Raw genomic sequence first — 14672 nt, 5'->3', positions numbered from 1 at the left:
CGTTCCGTTAAACTGGAGCCGAAGGTAGCAGAGGATCGCCTACTAATGAAACTGGAGACCCGTTAATGATGGCGGCAGCGTCGAGCCCCGAACCCGATCCCGGCACCCTGAGGCCCGGCGGCCGTACCGCACGGGTGCGGGCGGCGGTGCTCCGGGCCACCGGCGACGCCCTCGCCGAACACGGCTTCGCCCACCTCGACCTCGCCGACGTCGCCCGCCGCGCCGAGGTCGGCAAGACCACCGTCTACCGCCGCTGGGGCTCGGCCACCGGGCTCGTCGCCGACCTGCTCGCGGACATGGCGGAGCAGTCCGTGCCGCGCACCGAGACCGGCACGCTGCTGGGCGACCTGCGCGCCAACGCGCGCCTGGTCCTGGACACCCTCACCGACCCGCGGCAGGGCGCGCTGTTCCGCGCGGTGATCGCCGCGGCCACCTGCGACGAGCGCACGGCGGCGGCCCTGCACCGCTTCTACGAGATCCGCATCGCCGAGTGGGCCCCCTGCGTCGAGCAGGCGGTGGCCCGCGGCGAACTCCCCGCCGGCACGGACCCCCGCGAGGTCGTCCGCGCCGTCTCCGCCCCCCTGTACTACCGGCTGCTGGCCAGCGGCGATGCCCTCGACACCGCCGCCGCCGACCGCGCCGCCGGGGCGGCGGCGGTGGCGGCGCGGGAGGGGGCGTACGTCGTGTGAGGCCCGGCGGGGGCGTCAGGAGTCGTGCTTGCGGAGGAACGTTTGCAGGCCCGCCAGGTCGTCGGTGTTGATCCAGTCGACGTTCGCGTCGAGCAGCGTGCGCCACAGGTTGTCGCGGGCCGGGCCCGGGGCGTCGGGCGTGGCCCAGAAGCGGACCGTCTGGCCCTGCCGGTGGGCGGTGTGGACGATGAGGTTCAGCCAGTTGCGCTCGGCGGCCGGCATCGTGCCGGTGCCCTGCCAGGTGAAGCTGGAGTTCCAGTTGCCGCTGACGAGCGGGATGAACGACGCGGGGACACCGGAGTTGATGTCGTCGTGGCGGCCGTCGTAGAAGGCGTGGCGAAGCTTCTCCGCCTCCATCGGCGCACGGGCGCCGCGGTCGCCCGAGATGACCGCGGTCACCGCGCGGCGGCGGACCCGGCCGCCGCTGGCGGAGCTGAAGACCGAGCCGTAGCCGCGCAGCACCTTGGACAGCGCGCGGTACGTCGGGTCGCCGGCGGTCTTGAGGTCGATGAGCAGTTGCAGGGTCAGCTTGTGGCCCTTGTACACCCGGCCGCCGTTGGCCCGCACGCGGCGCGCCAGCGGGTCGAGGTAGAGCCGCTGGAGCGTGCGGGCGGGGTCGAGCTGCGACTCGTCGTGGGCGACGAGGAGTTGGCCGTCGACCAGCCAGATGTCCGACTCGACGCTGGCGAAGCCGTGGTCGAGCGCGTCGAGCAGCGGGCGCCCGTGGAGGTAGTCGTTGTGCGCGTGCGCCCGCTTCAGGGGCGCGGGCCCGCGGCCCCGGCCGCGGTCGGCGGCCTGTGCGGTCGCGGGGAGCCCTCCGGCGAGAGCGCCGCCGGCGACGGCGGCGGACAGCGTGGCGACGGCGCGGCGTCTGGAGTAGGCGGACAACGGGTCCCTCCCCTGGTACGGCGTGCAGGATGGACCGAAGTATCGACGGCCCGGGGCGACTTGCACAGGGTGCCCGCGGTGAACGCGAGTCGACCCGCGCACGGCGCGGGCGGGCCGGTCCCGTACGGACCTGCCGCCGGCCCGTACCGTACGAGTCGCGCGGGCAGCGGCCCGTACCGTACGGGCCCGCCGTGCCTCAGCTCGCGCCGTACGAACCCCCCGACGGGCGAGCCCGCTTGAGGATCGCCTCCGTGTCCACCCCCGGCGGCAGCGTGCCGAACGCCAGTCCGCCGTCGCCGTCGAGGCGCCCCGCGCAGAAGGCGTCCGCCACCGCCGCGTCGCCGTGCCGGTGCAGCAGCGCGCCCTGGAGCACCAGCGCCATCGACTCCACCACGCGCCGCGCCCGGTACTCCACCGCCGTCACGTCCGCCAGGTCCCTGCGCAGCCGCCCGACCGCCGCGTCGAGCCGCGCGTCGGCGCCCGCGGCGGCGTCGACCTCGGCGAAGAACGCCGTCACCGTCTCCGGCCGGCGGGCCATCGCGCGCAGCGCGTCGAGCGCGGCGACGTTGCCGGAGCCCTCCCAGATCGACGGCAGCGGCGCCTCCCGGTAGAGCCGGGGCATGCCGGACTCCTCGACGTAGCCGTTGCCGCCCAGGCACTCCAGCGCCTCGGCAGCGTGCGCCGGACCGCGCTTGCACACCCAGTACTTGGTCACCGCGAGCCCGATCCGGCGGAACAGCGCCTCCTGCTCGTCGGCCGTGCCCGTCTCGCCGCGGTCGACGGCGCCGGCCAGCCGCATGCTCGCCACCGTCGCCGCCTCGGCCTCCACGGCGAGGTCGGCGAGCACGTTCGCCATCAACGGCTGGTCCGCGAGCCGGGTGCCGAACGCCCGCCGGTGGTCGGCGTGGTGGAGGGCCTGGACGACGCCGAGGCGCATGCCGCCGGCGGTGGCGAGGGCGCAGTCGAGCCGCGTCATGTTGACCATCTTGATGATGGTCTTCACGCCCGCGCCCACCTCGCCGACGAGGTGTCCGACCGCGCCCTCGTACTCGATCTCGGCGGAGGCGTTGGAGCGGTTGCCGAGCTTGTCCTTCAGCCGCATCAGGCGGATCGCGTTGCGGGTGCCGTCCGGCAGCACGCGCGGGACGAGGAAGCACGACAGCCCGCCGGGCGCCTGGGCGAGGGTGAGGAAGACGTCCGACATGGGCGCGGAGGTGAACCACTTGTGGCCGGTGAGCGCGTAGAGGCCGTCGCCGTCGCCGGTCGGTACGGCGCGGGTGGTGTTGGCCCGTACGTCGGAACCGCCCTGCTTCTCCGTCATCGACATGCCGGCGATCAGACCGGACTTGGTGGTGGGCGGGCGCAGCCCGAAGTCGTACGCGGCGGAGGTCAGCAGCGGCTCGTACGCGGCGGCGAGGTCCGGCGAGGTGCGCAGCGCGGGGACGGCGGCGTACGTCATGGAGACCGGGCACAGGTGGCCGGCGTCGGTCTGGCCCCAGACGAAGAGCTTCGCGGCGCGCGCGACGTGCGCGCCGGGGGCGGACTGCCGCCAGGGCGCGGCGTGCAGGCCGTGGGCGACGGCGGTGCGCATCAACTCGTGCCAGTGCGGGTGGAAGTCGACCTCGTCCACGCGGTGGCCGTAGCGGTCGTGGGTCCGCAGCACGGGCGGCTGCTCCTCGACGTTGCGGGCCCACTCCTGTGCCGCGGCGCCCCCGGCGAGCAGCCCCAGCTCGCGCACGTCGTCCTCGGCCCAGCCGGCGCCGTGGGCGCGCAGGGACTCCAGGAGGGCGGGGTAGGCGGCGACGTCGTAGGAGGCGAGGGGCGGGGGCTGGTTGGTGACCTCATGGGTCGGCGACATGGGGAACTCCCAGGGCTCTCAGGGTGAAGGCGGCGAGGCGCGCGGGGGTGCCGGGGCCGGGGATGCCGGGGGTGTGGGTGCCGGGATCAGGCGTGCCGGGGGTGTGGGGGGCGTACGGGTCGGGGGTCGTGGCCGCCGCGCCGGACAGCGGTCCGATCAGCGCCTCCGCGCAGGCCCCGACGACGCCGGCCGCGGTCAGCAGCGGGTCCTGCCGGGGCAGCCGCCCGGTGGCGGTGCCCTCGGCGATCCGGGCGGCGAGCACGTCGCGGAACGCCCGCCGGAAAACGAGGCGTTCGGCCTCGACGGCGGTGTCGACGGGCTCGGCGAGCAGCGCGTACGCCAGTCGTGGGCTGGCCAGCGCCCGGCGCGCGAACGTCTCAGCGCCGGCGGCGACGCCCCCGGCGGGGTCGGCGGGCCGGCGCGCGGCGGCGGACACGGCCTCGACCTCGACGGTGACGACGCTGCGGAACAGCTCGACGGCGAGCACGGACTTGCTGGGGAAGTGCCGGTAGACGCTGCCGGTGGCGATGCCGGCCCGGGCGGCGACGGCGGCCACGGTGCAGCCGGCGTAGCCCTCGTCGGCGAGCAGCGCGCGGGCGGCGTCGAGGAGCGCGTGCCGCCGGTCGTCCATCCGCGCCTGGACGGCGGCGGTGCGGCGGTAGGGCATGGGAAGGATTGAAGCAGCGATTCACTGCTTCAACAAGAAGGCGGCGGCGATGTCAGTGGGGGGTGCCAGACTCGGGGGCATGACGGAGGAGCTGCGGCTGAGGGATGTTGCCGAGGAGGACCTGGAGGTCTTCCTCGCGCACGAGCACGACCCGGAGAACGTGCGGCGGTCGCACTTCCCCCCGCGCGAGCGGGAGCGCTTCCTGACGCACTGGCGGGAGCGGGTCCTCGGGGACCCGACGGGCCTGGTGCAGGCGGTGGAGGTCGGCGGGCAGGTCGCGGGGAGCGTGGTGGCCTGGTGGGACGGCGACCGGCGGTTCCTGGGGTACGTCCTCGGCCGGGAGTTCTGGGGCCGGGGGATAGGCACCCGGGCGGTGGGCCGGTTCCTGGAGCTGGAGCGGCACCGCCCGCTGTACGCCGACCCGTACGTGGGCAACGAGGGCTCGGTCCGGCTGCTGGAGAAGCTCGGCTTCCGGCGGACGGGGCACAGCGACTGGAACGGGGACGACGAGCACGTGATGCTCGTCCTGGAGTAGCGGCCCGGGCGGGCCGTGCGCCCTGCACTACGCTCGTTCGATCATGCATGTGCTGCGCGGGATCAACCATCTGACGCTGTCCACGGCCGACCTCGACGGGCTCGTGGCGTACTACACGGAGTGTCTCGGCGCGAGGCTCGCGTTCGAGCGGGCCGCCACGGCGAGCGACCCGAGGGTCGCGGCCCTCGACGTCGGCGGGGACGACCACCTGATGCTCGTCGAAACCGGCACCGCCTCCGGCACCGGCCTCGACCCCCTGGGCGGCGCGGGGTGGGCGCTGCGGGTGGAGACGTACGAGCAGCTTTGCGAACTCCGGGAGCGGCTGCTGGGCGCCGGGCGGCCGGTCGGGGAGATCGTGACGCTGCCCGCGCAGTGGACGATGACCGCCCGCGACCCCGACGGACGCCCCGTCGACATCCGGGCCCACCGCCCCCGCCAGGCCGCCTCGGCGGCGGACGCGGGCTGAGGTCGCGCGGGCTCACAGCGCGCAGGCCGGCCCGCGGGCGCGCGGGCCGCGGCCGGGACGCGCCCGTCTCACGCCGTTCGTGCTACGCCGCGCCCTTGCCGCCGCGGACCACCAGCGAGTCCAGCAGCTCGTGCGTCACGGCGGCGATCTCCTCGACCGCCTTCTCGAACGCCTCGGCGTTGTGCGGGGCGGGGTGGCGGAACCCGGAGATCTTCCGTACGTACTGCAAGGCCGCCGCGCGCTCGTCGTCCTCGGTGACGGTGTCGGCGAACGGGGGGCGCAGAGTCTTGATGCTTCGGCACATACGTACGACGGTACGCCGTACGTATGACATCCGGCCGCTGCCGGAACGGGGGCCGGGGCTACCAGCTCGTGGCCAGCAGGTGGTTCACCGCCAGCGCCGCGGCGGCCTGCGCGGCCAGCCAGACGCGCCGGTCCCGGGCCGGGAGCAGCGCTGCGGCCGGGAGCAGCCAGAGCGTGAACGGCAGCCAGATCCGCTCGGTCTCCGCCTTGCTGAGCCCGGAGAGGTCGGCCGCCACGATGCAGGCCAGCCCGGCGACCGCCAGGGCCGCCACGGCGTACGCGGAGGGGCAGCGGTTCGGCCGCGTGCCGGGGGGCGGTGCCGCGGGCCGGAGGGTCCGTAGCGCGCGGCGGGTGCCCGCGACCGCCGCCGGGCCCGCGCTGAGCGCGGCCACCGCCAGGTTCGCCCAGACCCAGTAGCCGTACGGCCGTTCCCCGCCGAAACCCTGGTAGTAGCGCTCGTGCAGCAGCTCGTACCCCTCCCACCACCAGAAGCCCGCCGCCGTGAAGACCACCGCCACCGGCAGCGCGCCCAGCACCGCCCACGGCACCGTCCGCAGCACCACCCCCCGCAGCGCCCCGCCCCGCGGCCCCGCACCCCGAGGCTCCGCGCCCCGCGGCGCCCCGCGGGCGGCGCACCACAGCACCGCCGCCACCGGCAGCACCAGCAGCGTCAGCCCGTACGAGAGGTACACCGCCCACCCCAGCAGCAGCCCCGCGCCGACCGCCGCCACCGCCGGGCGCCGGGCCGCCCCCGTCGCCGCCAGCGTCAGCAGCGCCAGGCCCCAGGCGGCGACCGCCGCGAAGTAGCCGTCGGCCGACACCCCCGCCCAGATCGCCCACGGCCCCAGCACCAGGAACGGCACCGCCCGCCGCGTACGCTCCTCGCCGCCCAGCGCCCGCAGCGCCACCAGCACCGCGACCGCCGCCGACCCGCCCACCGTGACGCACAGGACCGCCGCCCACGCCCCGCCGCTCAGCCCCGCGTGGTCCAGGCCGGCGAAGGTGAGGACCGCGCCGGGCGGGTGCCCGGCGATGTGCGCGGGCCAGTTGTCCGGGGTCTCGATGAGGATGTGGTCCGTGAAGGTGCGTACGGCGTGGCCCACGTCGGCGAAGCGGGCGACGGTCTCCGGCCGGGCGTACTCGTGCGTCCGCGTCAGCCGCTCGGCGACCCCGTCCCCCCAGCCGTCGACCAGCGCGAGGGACCAGATCCACGCCATCGACGCCAGCCACGTCGCCGGCAGCAGCCGCCGCCACGGCAGCCGGGCGGCGAGCGCCGGCCCGTACGCGACGACGGCGACCGCCACGGCGAGCGCCGCGGGGGTGCCGGGCCCGTAGTGGGGCTCCCAGGAGGCGGAGAGCGGCGGCCAGCGGACGTGCAGGATGTCGTCGCCGTTGACGGCCCGCCCGACGACGGCGGCCACCGCGACCAGCACGCCGGCGAGCCCGGCGGCCAGCAGGTCAGGGCGGCGGCCGGCGGGCGCGGGCGCCGGGCTGTCCGCGGTGGCGGTCTTCGGACCGGTTCCCGTCGCGGTCACGGTTGCGGTCTCTGTCTCCGTACCGGCGGCGGGCGGCCGGGTGGGTGAGGCGGTCACGCCGCCACGCTAGGCAGCGGCGGCCCGCCCGCGGCGGGAGCGCGCGGCGACGTCACGCTTTCGTCAGGAGTCGGTGCGCCGATTCGGGCGTATCCGCGGCCTACGGTCGGTCCATGCCCGCCGTACCCCCGCCGGCCCCCCGCCCGGACCCCGGCCCGGACCCAGGCCCGGGACCCGCGCTGCCGCCGCCCGGCCCCTTCCGCCCCGCCTTCTGGCGCAGCCCGCTGCGCGGCCCGTGGTTCACCGCGCTCCTCGGCACGGTCCTCCTCGTCGGCCTCCCGCTGCTGCTGCTGACCGGCTTCCTGTCGTACGCCGCCTACAACCCCGGCCTCCCCGGCAACGACCGCACCCCCGGCAAGGGCCTCCTCGGCTTCTACCTCTTCGCCTGGCCCACCGACCCGCACTGGCTCTACCGCCTCAACCAGGGCGTCCACGTCACCCTCGGCGTCGCCCTCGTCCCCGTCCTGCTCGCCAAGCTCTGGTCCGTGCTGCCCCGCCTCTTCGTCTGGCCGCCGCTGCGCTCCGCCCGGCACGCGCTGGAGCGCGGCTCGACGCTGCTCCTCGTCGGCAGCGGGATCTTCGAGTTCGCGACCGGCATCGTCAACATGCAGCTCTTCTACGTGTTCCCCGGCTCCTTCTACTCCCTCCACTTCTACGGCGCCTGGGTGTTTCTCGCCGCCCTCGCCGTCCACCTCGCCACCCGCGTCGGCAAGCTGCGCGGCGGGCTGCGCGACCGGGGCATGGACGACCTGCGCGCCACCGACCCCGCGCCGCCGACGATCACCCGGCGCGGGGCGGCGGCGCTGGTCGGCGCCGGATCGCTGGGGCTGCTCGCGGTCACCGCCGGGCAGAGCATCGGCGGCCCGCTGCGCCGCACCGCGCTCCTCGCCCCGCACGGCGGCGGCGACCCGGGCGAGGGACCGAACGGCTTCCAGATCAACAAGACCGCCGCGGCCCTCGGCATCGCGCCGGCCGACATCGGCGAGCGGTGGCGGCTGGTCGTACGCGCCGGGAACGGCCGCCGCGCGGTCCTCACCCGGGCGGAGCTGCTGGCGCTGCCGCAGCACACGGCGGCGCTGCCGATCGCGTGCGTCGAGGGGTGGTCGACGGACGACCAACTGTGGCGCGGGGTCCGGCTCGCGGACCTGGCCGCGCTGGTGGGGGCGGGGGACGGGGACGGGGTGTTCGTGGAGTCGGTGCAGCGGAAGGGGACGTTCCGGGCGGCGTCGCTGCGGGCCAACCAGGTGCGCGACCCGCGGTCGCTGCTGGCGCTCCACGTCAACGGCGCGGCGCTGTCCCGCGACCACGGGTACCCGGCGCGGATCATCGTCCCGGCGAACCCCGGGGTGCACAACACGAAGTGGGTCACGCGTCTGACGTTCGGGGACCTGCCGTGAGCGGGGACCGGGCCCCGGGCGGATCCGTACGCCGCCGCGCCCTCGCGCTCGTCCGCCGCCCGCCCCCGCGCGTGCCCCTGCGCCGCCTGCTCGCGCCCGGCCCGCTGCCCACCCTCGTCCTCCTCCTCGCCTCCTTCGCGCTCACCGGCTACGCCGGTGTCCGCCTCTTCGGCAAGGACCCCCTCGGCGTCGCGCTGTGGCTGGCCGGTGCGGCGGTGCTGCACGACCTGGCGCTGGTGCCCGCGTACTCGCTCGCCGACCGCGGCGCGCAGCGCGTCCTCGGGCCGCGGCTGGTGAACTACGCCCGCTTCCCCGCCGTCGTCTCCGGGCTGCTGCTGCTCGTCTACTTCCCCCTCATCACCCGCCAGGTGGGCCGCTACGAGCGCATCACCGCGCTGCCCGCCGACGCCTACCTCCACCGCTGGCTGCTGCTCACCGCCGCACTGTTCGCGGCGTCGGCTCTGGTGCTCGCAGTGCGGCGAACCGTCGCCCGCCCGCGGCCCAGCGGTCCTCCTCCCGCCAGCGGCCCGCCGCCGCGTACCTGAGCAGGGCGGGCAGCCCGACCCGGGCCCAGGGGAAGCCGTGGTGGCCGGGGTGGGCGCGGTCGGGGCGGCGGGCCGCGCGGGGGCCGCGGACCCCGTCCGTGACGTGCACGTGCACGCGCTCGTCCACGTCGTCGTCCGCGGCGACCTCCACGACCAGCCGTCCCCCGGGCCGCAGCAGCGCGGCGGTGCGGGCGAGGAGAGCGGCGGGGTCGCCGCCGATGCCGACGTTGCCGTCGATGAGGAGCGCGGTGCCCCAGCGGCCCTCGCCGGGCAGCGGCTCGAACACCGACCGGCGCAGCGCGGCGGCGCCGCGCGACCGGGCGTGCGCGACGGCCTCGGAGCTGACGTCGATGCCGAGTGCGGGCCGGCCCAGCGCGGCGAGCGCGGCGACGAGCCGGCCGGGGCCGCAGCCGATGTCCAGCACGGGCCCGGTGCACCGGCGCAGCACGGTCACGTCGGCCCCGTCGGGCACGCCGCACCACCGCTCCACTTCGAGCGGCAGCAGCCAGCCGTCGCGCCGCCGCAGGAAGAGCGGTCCCGCGCCGCTGCGCAGGGCGTGCGCGTAGGGGTCGGCGCGGTCCCAGGCGGCGTCGGCGGCTGCGTCGATGGCGGCGTCGGCGGGGGTGTCGGTGGCCGGGGGTGCGGGGCGGGCGGCAGGGCGGCGGGGTGGGGGCGGGGTCATCCGGCGGCTTGGTCGGCGACGGTCCGGGCGGCGGCGGCTCCGGTGACGGGGGCGGGTCCGGCGGCGGGCCGGGCGGCGGCTCCGGGGGCGGTTGCGGCGGCGGTGCGGTCCCGGGCCGCGAGGCGGTGCGCGGTGGCGGCGAAGCGGCCTCCCGGGGCGGCGGCGGCGACCACCGGGACGTCCGCCGGGGTGTCCACGTCGCGCAGCGGCGGCAACTCCCGTACGCGCAGGCCCGCCCGCAGCAGCCGGCGGCGCTGCGCGGCGCACGTGTGCGGCGTCGACATCGGTACGCCGCGCAGCAGCGCGGGGTCCGGCCGCGCCAGACCCAGCGCCCAGAAGCCGCCGTCCGGCGCCGGGCCGAGGTAGGCGTCGCAGGCGGCCCAGGCGTCGTCGGCGAGGACGGGCGCGAGCAGGGCGGCGGTGAGTTGCGGGGTGTCCATGCCGACGAGCAGCGCGGGACCCGTACAGCCGCCGAACGCGGCGGCCAGCCGCTCGTCGAGGCCGCCGCCGGCCTGCGGTACGACGGTGAAGCCGGGCGGCAGCCAGTCGCCCGGTTCGCCGTCCAGCACCAGGACGCGGCGCCGGGCGGGCAGGTCCCGTACGACGGCGAGCGTGTCGGCGAGCGCGGCCTCGGCGAGCTGCGCGGCCTCACCGGGCGTGTACGCGGGGGAGAGCCGGGTCTTGACCCGGCCGGGCCGGGGCTCCTTGGCGATGACGAGCACCGCCGGGCCCCCGCTCACCGCCCCACCCCCGCGCCGGAGCCTCCGGCGGAACCACCCGGCGGTCCGGCCGCCCGCCCCCCGGTGCCGCCACCCCGGCCGCCCGGGCCCGGAGCTGCTACCGCCCGTGTACGTGCCGTCTTCGTGTCCGTGCCGGGTCCGGCCGGGCGAGACTCGGCGCCGTCGTCGCCCGAGCCCGGGCCCGGGCCCGGTGCCACGCCCGCGTCCGCCCCCGCTCCTGCTCCCGGGCCCCCGCCGGCAGCCGCGCCGGTGTCCGCGCCCGCTCCGCGTCCGCCTGTGTCCCCCGCGGCCTCCCCCGGGGCCGTCCGCAGGACGCCCCGCATGTCGTGGACCGCGTGCCACGTCCCCCGCCACGTCCCCGTCACCTTCGACTTCCCCGTCCGCGGCGCGTACGGGACGGGCAACTCCTCGATCCGCCACCCCGCGTCCGCGGCCCGTACCACCGTCTCCAGCGGGTAGCCGCTGCGCCGGTCCGCCACCTGAAGCCCCAGCAGCGCCGCCCGCCGGGCGGCGCGCATCGGGCCCAGGTCGTGCAGCCGTACCCCCGTGCGCCGGTACAGCATGCGGGCCAGCGCGACGTTGCCCGCGCGCGCGTGCAGCGGCCACGCGCCGCGCTCGGTCGGCCGGCGGCGGCCGAGGACGAGGTCCGCGGTGCCCGCCGTGATGCGGTCGGTGAGCCGGGGCAACAGGCCGGGATCCAGCGAGCCGTCGCAGTCGCAGAAGCAGACCAGCTCGGCCGTGGCCGCCCGCAGGCCGGCCGCGCAGGCGGCGCCGAAGCCGCGCCGCGGCTCGTGCACGACGGTGGCGCCGAGTGCGCGGGCGAGGTCGCCGGAGCCGTCGGTGGAGCCGTTGTCGACCACGACGGCGCGCCAGCCGGCGGGGATACGGGACAGGACCCAGGGCAGCGCTGCGGCCTCGTCCAGACAGGGGAGTACGACGTCGGTCATGGCCCTACCCTACGAGCGCAAAAGCCGCATAGCGGACGCAAGGTTCTTACGAATCACGGACGTCGCCCGCCGCCATCCGTTCGGCCCCCGCCGACCGTCCCCCACCCGTGCCACGCTGACGCCATGGACCCCGCCCCACCCGCCGGGCCCCGGCCGCCAGGCCGCCCGGCCCGCGTGCTCGTCGTCGACGACGACCCCACCGTCGCCGAGGTCGTCGCCGGCTACCTCGACCGCGCCGGCCACACCGTCGACCGCGCCGCCGACGGCCCCGAGGCGCTGGCCGCCGCGGGTGCCGCGCGGCCGGACCTCGTCGTACTCGACCTGATGCTGCCCGGCATGGACGGCCTGGAGGTCTGCGCGAGGCTGCGCGCCACCGGCCCCGTACCGGTGATCATGCTCACCGCCCGCGGCGACGAGGACGACCGCATCCTCGGCCTCGAAGTGGGCGCAGACGACTACGTCACCAAGCCCTTCAGCCCGCGCGAGCTGGTGCTGCGGGTGGAGTCGGTGCTGCGCCGCAGCCGCGCCGTGGCGCCCCGCGGCGGCGCACTGCGCGGCGCCGGGCTCACGCTGGACCCGGCGGCGCGCAGGGCCGCCAAGCACGGGGCCGAGCTGGCGCTGACGCTGCGGGAGTTCGACCTGCTCGCGCACTTCCTGCGGCACCCGGGGCGGGTGTTCGGGCGGGAGGAGCTGATGCGGGAGGTGTGGGGCTGGGACTTCGGCGACCTGTCGACGGTGACGGTGCACGTACGGCGGCTGCGGGGGAAGGTCGAGGACGACCCGGCCCGACCGCGGCTGATCACCACGGTCTGGGGCGCGGGCTACCGCTTCGACACCCCGGGCGGCGGTGGGGAGGACACGTACGACCGCGAGACGGATTCCGACCGCGAGACGGATTCCGACCGCGAGACGGATTCCGACCGCGAGACGGATTCCGACCGCGAGACGGATTCCGACCGCGGGACGGGTTCCGACAGTGGGGCCGACTCCGGCCGCGGGGCCGGTCCCGGCCGCGGGACCGGCGCCGGACCCCGCCCCGACCGCGGGACCGGCCCGCGCCGTGAGCCCGCCCCCGGCGCTCCCCGAGGCGAGCGCCCGTGAGCGAGATCCTTCTCATGGCCGCCTTCGCCTTCCTCGGCGCCGCCGTCGCCGGCGTCCTCGGTGCCATCGCCCTGCGCCTGCTGCGCAACCGCTCCCTCGTCGTCTCGATCTCCGTCGTCGCCGCGACCGCGATCACCGCGATGCTCCTCGGCACCCTCGCCGTGGCCTGGGAGATGTTCCTGTCCGGCCACGACCTCACCGTCGTCAGCATCGTCTGCCTCATGGCCGCGGTCGTCGCCCTCGCCACCGCCGTGCTCCTCGGCCGCTGGGTCGCCGCCCGCAGCAACGCGCTGGCCGCCGCGGCCCGTTCGTTCGGCGACGCCTTCGACGAGGGCGGCTCCTTCGCGCCCCCCGCGGGCGGCGCGACCGCGGAGCTGGCGGCGCTGAGCCGGGAGCTGGCGGCGACCGCCGCGCGGCTGGCGCGGTCGCGGCAGCGGGAGCGGGCGCTCGACGCCTCCCGGCGGGAGCTGGTCGCGTGGATCTCGCACGACCTGCGTACGCCGCTGGCCGGGCTGCGCGCCATGGCGGAGGCGCTGGAGGACGGGATGGCCGCCGACCCCGGCCGCTACCACCGGCAGATCCGCGCCGAGACCGAGCGCCTGGACGCCATGGTCGGCGACCTCTTCGAACTCTCCCGCATCCACGCCGGCGCCCTCGCGCTCGCGCCCACCCGGATGTCGGTGTACGACCTCGTCGGCGACGCGCTCGCGGGCGCGGACCCGCTGGCGCGCGAGCGCGGGGTACGGCTGGTCGGCGAGCCGCCGGAGCAGGCCGCGGCGGTGCCGGTGGAGGTCGACGGCAGGGAGATGACCCGGGTGCTGGGCAACCTCCTGGTCAACGCGATCCGCCGCACCCCCGCCGACGGCACGGTCGCGGTGGCGGTCGCCGTCGGCGAGCGGGACGGCGCGGCGGTGGTCGTCTCGGTCACCGACCAGTGCGGCGGCATCCCGGAGGAGGACCTCGCGCGGGTCTTCGACACGGGCTGGCGGGGCAACCACGCCCGTACGCCGGTGCCGCCCGCGGGGGCGGGGCTGGGGCTGGCGATCGTGCGGGGGATCGTCGAGGCGCACCGCGGGCGCGCGGAGGTACGCAACGTGCCGGGCGGCTGCCGCTTCGAGGTCACCCTCCCCGCAGCCGCCGGCTGACCGTCAGGGCGCCACCGCCAGCGGGGACTTCGCGAACTCCGTCACGCCCTCCTCGAACCCCACCGCCGGCCGCCAGCCCAGCTCGGCCCGCAGCCGGGCGGAGTCCGCCGTGATGTGCCGTACGTCCCCGAGCCGGTACTCGCCGGTGACCCGCGGCGCCGGGCCGCCGTACGCCGCCGCCAGCGCCGTCGCCAGCTCGCCGACGGTGTGGACGTCCCCGCTGCCCGCGTTGTACGCCGTGAGCGCCCCGGCCGCCGCCCCGCCCCCGTACACCTCCTCCAGCGCGCGCACGTTGGCCTCCGCGACGTCCCGTACGTGGACGAAGTCCCGCCGCTGCGCCCCGTCCTCGTACACCCGCGGCGCCTCGCCCCGCTCCAGCGCCGAGCGGAAGAAGGAGGCGACGCCCGCGTACGGGGTGTCGCGGGGCATCCCGGGGCCGTAGACGTTGTGGTAGCGCAGCGACACCGCACGCGCGCCGGTGACGCGCGCCCACACGCCCGCGACGTGCTCCTGCGCCAGCTTCGTCGCCGCGTACACGCTCCGCGGGTCCGCCGGCGCGTCCTCCGCCACCAGCCCCGGCCGCAGCTCCGCGCCGCAGCGCGGGCACCGCGGCTCGAAGCGCCCGCCCGCGAGGTCCGCCGCCGCCCGCGGCAGGGGGCGCACGGCGCCGTGCGCGGCGCAGTCGTAGCGCCCTTCCCCGTACACGACCATCGACCCCGCCAGCACCAGCCGCCGCGACCCGGCCTCCGCCATGGCGGCGAGGAGCACGGCGGTGCCGAGGTCGTTCACGCCGACGTACGCGGGGGCGTCCGCGAAGTCCTCGGTGAGGCCGACCATCGCGGCCTGGTGGCAGACGGCGTCGGCCCCGGCGAGCGCCGCCGCGACGGCGTCGCGGTCCCGCACGTCGCCGCGCACGTACGCGGCGCACGGCGGCCCCGCGTCCCGTACGTCCAGCACCACCGCCTCGTGCCCCCGCTCCGCGAGGGCGGAGACCACGTGCGATCCGATGAAACCGGCGCCGCCGGTGACGAGTACGCGCATGCCGGCGAGCCTAGGGTCGCCGACGGCGGCGGGCGGCTCCTGCCACGCCCGCCGTCATACTCCGGTAAGAGGCAAG

General features: G+C 77.0%; 15 protein-coding genes and 1 pseudogene. 7 read left to right on the top strand and 9 right to left on the bottom strand.

The features are described from left to right. The first annotated feature begins 68 nt into the window (after positions 1–68). On the top strand, positions 69–689 hold the full coding sequence (locus QBL21_RS32515) for a TetR/AcrR family transcriptional regulator C-terminal ligand-binding domain-containing protein (RefSeq protein ID WP_407565806.1): 621 nt from the start codon (positions 69–71) through the stop codon (positions 687–689). A gap of 15 nt (positions 690–704) precedes the next feature. Here QBL21_RS32515 and QBL21_RS32510 read toward each other — a convergent pair whose 3' ends face one another. The 3 genes from QBL21_RS32510 to QBL21_RS32500 all read right to left on the bottom strand — a co-directional run bounded on the left by QBL21_RS32510 (position 705) and on the right by QBL21_RS32500 (position 4102). Next, positions 705–1577, bottom strand: coding sequence for a phosphatidylinositol-specific phospholipase C/glycerophosphodiester phosphodiesterase family protein (locus tag QBL21_RS32510; RefSeq protein WP_407565805.1), 873 nt, complete (start codon positions 1575–1577; stop codon positions 705–707). A gap of 196 nt (positions 1578–1773) precedes the next feature. Beyond that, complete coding sequence (locus QBL21_RS32505) at positions 1774–3435, bottom strand: acyl-CoA dehydrogenase family protein (RefSeq protein WP_407565804.1); 1662 nt, start codon at positions 3433–3435, stop codon at positions 1774–1776. After that, positions 3419–4102: a TetR/AcrR family transcriptional regulator gene (locus tag QBL21_RS32500; protein WP_407565803.1), complete on the bottom strand. Its 684-nt coding sequence runs from the start codon at positions 4100–4102 to the stop codon at positions 3419–3421. The genes QBL21_RS32505 and QBL21_RS32500 overlap by 17 nt, the downstream gene beginning before the upstream one ends. Positions 4103–4181: 79 nt before the next feature. Here QBL21_RS32500 and QBL21_RS32495 point away from each other — a divergent pair, with 79 nt between their 5' ends. Together QBL21_RS32495 and QBL21_RS32490 are read left to right on the top strand one after the other, a co-directional pair. After that, entirely contained in the window at positions 4182–4637 is a 456-nt protein-coding gene (locus QBL21_RS32495) for a GNAT family N-acetyltransferase (RefSeq protein ID WP_407565802.1), read from the top strand. 43 nt (positions 4638–4680) lie between these two features. Beyond that, a complete protein-coding gene (locus tag QBL21_RS32490; RefSeq protein WP_407565801.1) occupies positions 4681–5103 on the top strand; it encodes a VOC family protein in 423 nt (140 codons plus the stop codon). 82 nt (positions 5104–5185) lie between these two features. Here the strand turns inward: QBL21_RS32490 and QBL21_RS32485 are convergent, their stop codons facing one another. Together QBL21_RS32485 and QBL21_RS32480 are read right to left on the bottom strand one after the other, a co-directional pair. After that, entirely contained in the window at positions 5186–5407 is a 222-nt protein-coding gene (locus QBL21_RS32485) for a DUF2277 domain-containing protein (RefSeq protein WP_407565800.1), read from the bottom strand. A gap of 58 nt (positions 5408–5465) precedes the next feature. Next, positions 5466–6998: a hypothetical protein gene (locus QBL21_RS32480; protein ID WP_407565799.1), complete on the bottom strand. Its 1533-nt coding sequence runs from the start codon at positions 6996–6998 to the stop codon at positions 5466–5468. A gap of 113 nt (positions 6999–7111) precedes the next feature. Here QBL21_RS32480 and QBL21_RS32475 point away from each other — a divergent pair, with 113 nt between their 5' ends. Then, positions 7112–8395: a molybdopterin-dependent oxidoreductase gene (locus QBL21_RS32475; protein WP_407565798.1), complete on the top strand. Its 1284-nt coding sequence runs from the start codon at positions 7112–7114 to the stop codon at positions 8393–8395. Then, positions 8392–8940 carry a hypothetical protein gene (locus tag QBL21_RS32470; RefSeq protein ID WP_407565797.1) on the top strand — a complete coding sequence of 183 codons (549 nt, stop codon included), beginning with the start codon at positions 8392–8394 and terminating at the stop codon, positions 8938–8940. The genes QBL21_RS32475 and QBL21_RS32470 overlap by 4 nt, the downstream gene beginning before the upstream one ends. On the opposite strand, the gene QBL21_RS32465 is transcribed toward QBL21_RS32470, so the two are convergent. The 3 genes and pseudogenes from QBL21_RS32465 to QBL21_RS32455 form a co-directional block, all read right to left on the bottom strand. Next, positions 8828–9622 carry a class I SAM-dependent methyltransferase gene (locus QBL21_RS32465; protein ID WP_407565796.1) on the bottom strand — a complete coding sequence of 265 codons (795 nt, stop codon included), beginning with the start codon at positions 9620–9622 and terminating at the stop codon, positions 8828–8830. The genes QBL21_RS32470 and QBL21_RS32465 overlap by 113 nt on opposite strands. Then, entirely contained in the window at positions 9619–10362 is a 744-nt protein-coding gene (locus tag QBL21_RS32460) for a DUF2064 domain-containing protein (protein ID WP_407565795.1), read from the bottom strand. Before QBL21_RS32460 ends, QBL21_RS32465 begins: the two co-directional genes overlap by 4 nt. A gap of 281 nt (positions 10363–10643) precedes the next feature. After that, positions 10644–11309: pseudogene (locus QBL21_RS32455) on the bottom strand (glycosyltransferase family 2 protein); the annotation flags it as partial. A 123-nt stretch (positions 11310–11432) separates the two neighbouring features. Here QBL21_RS32455 and QBL21_RS32450 point away from each other — a divergent pair. Both QBL21_RS32450 and QBL21_RS32445 read left to right on the top strand, forming a co-directional pair. Then, positions 11433–12410 carry a response regulator gene (locus tag QBL21_RS32450; RefSeq protein ID WP_407565794.1) on the top strand — a complete coding sequence of 326 codons (978 nt, stop codon included), beginning with the start codon at positions 11433–11435 and terminating at the stop codon, positions 12408–12410. Beyond that, the gene (locus QBL21_RS32445; RefSeq protein ID WP_407565793.1) at positions 12407–13555 is read left to right on the top strand and encodes a sensor histidine kinase; all 1149 of its coding nucleotides are present in this window, start codon (positions 12407–12409) and stop codon (positions 13553–13555) included. The genes QBL21_RS32450 and QBL21_RS32445 overlap by 4 nt, the downstream gene beginning before the upstream one ends. A 3-nt stretch (positions 13556–13558) precedes the next feature. Here the strand turns inward: QBL21_RS32445 and QBL21_RS32440 are convergent, their stop codons facing one another. Beyond that, positions 13559–14596: an NAD-dependent epimerase/dehydratase family protein gene (locus tag QBL21_RS32440; RefSeq protein WP_407565792.1), complete on the bottom strand. Its 1038-nt coding sequence runs from the start codon at positions 14594–14596 to the stop codon at positions 13559–13561. Positions 14597–14672: the final 76 nt, after the last annotated feature.

Source organism: Streptomyces sp. 184 (assembly GCF_045781775.1).
Lineage (GTDB): Bacteria > Actinomycetota > Actinomycetes > Streptomycetales > Streptomycetaceae > Streptomyces.
The sequence above is the reverse complement of the archived record's forward strand: the minus strand, read 5'-3'. Positions and strand labels throughout refer to the sequence as shown.

Coding starts and splice junctions, on each gene's coding strand:
- QBL21_RS32515 (WP_407565806.1), top strand. CDS start 69: ATGGCGGCAGCGTCGAGCCCCGAACCCGATCCCGGCACCCTGAGGCCC.
- QBL21_RS32505 (WP_407565804.1), bottom strand. CDS start 3,435: ATGTCGCCGACCCATGAGGTCACCAACCAGCCCCCGCCCCTCGCCTCC.
- QBL21_RS32500 (WP_407565803.1), bottom strand. CDS start 4,102: ATGCCCTACCGCCGCACCGCCGCCGTCCAGGCGCGGATGGACGACCGG.
- QBL21_RS32495 (WP_407565802.1), top strand. CDS start 4,182: ATGACGGAGGAGCTGCGGCTGAGGGATGTTGCCGAGGAGGACCTGGAG.
- QBL21_RS32490 (WP_407565801.1), top strand. CDS start 4,681: ATGCATGTGCTGCGCGGGATCAACCATCTGACGCTGTCCACGGCCGAC.
- QBL21_RS32485 (WP_407565800.1), bottom strand. CDS start 5,407: ATGTGCCGAAGCATCAAGACTCTGCGCCCCCCGTTCGCCGACACCGTC.
- QBL21_RS32475 (WP_407565798.1), top strand. CDS start 7,112: ATGCCCGCCGTACCCCCGCCGGCCCCCCGCCCGGACCCCGGCCCGGAC.
- QBL21_RS32465 (WP_407565796.1), bottom strand. CDS start 9,622: ATGACCCCGCCCCCACCCCGCCGCCCTGCCGCCCGCCCCGCACCCCCG.
- QBL21_RS32450 (WP_407565794.1), top strand. CDS start 11,433: ATGGACCCCGCCCCACCCGCCGGGCCCCGGCCGCCAGGCCGCCCGGCC.
- QBL21_RS32440 (WP_407565792.1), bottom strand. CDS start 14,596: ATGCGCGTACTCGTCACCGGCGGCGCCGGTTTCATCGGATCGCACGTG.